This window comes from Haladaptatus sp. AB618 (assembly GCF_024136965.1).
GTDB lineage: Archaea > Halobacteriota > Halobacteria > Halobacteriales > Haladaptataceae > Haladaptatus.
Map to the genome: position 1 here is coordinate 1 of NZ_JAMYJX010000037.1, position 303 is coordinate 303.

A 303-nucleotide genomic window follows, 5' to 3' on the forward strand; every position below is an offset into this window, starting at 1 on the left:
TGTTCCAGGGGGCGATGAGTTCGTTCAACCCGACGATGAAAATCGAGGACCACTTCTACGATACGTTGGACGCTCACGACGCTGACCGCGCCGAGGGAATGGACCGCGCGCGTGAACTGCTCGCCGATCTCTACCTCGATGCTGACCGCGTGCTGTCATCGTACCCGCACGAACTGTCCGGTGGGATGCAACAGCGCGCGCTGATCGCACTGTCGCTGGTGTTGGATCCCGATATTCTGGTGATGGATGAACCGACGGCGGCGCTGGACCTGCTGATGCAGCAATCGATCCTGATTCTGCTCA

At 59.7% G+C, this 303-nt stretch carries 1 protein-coding gene; it reads left to right on the forward strand.

The window, feature by feature from the left end; all coding sequences use genetic code 11:
* On the forward strand, positions 1-303 hold a 303-nt coding region (locus tag NKF26_RS24570), incomplete at both ends, for an ATP-binding cassette domain-containing protein (RefSeq protein ID WP_253235036.1).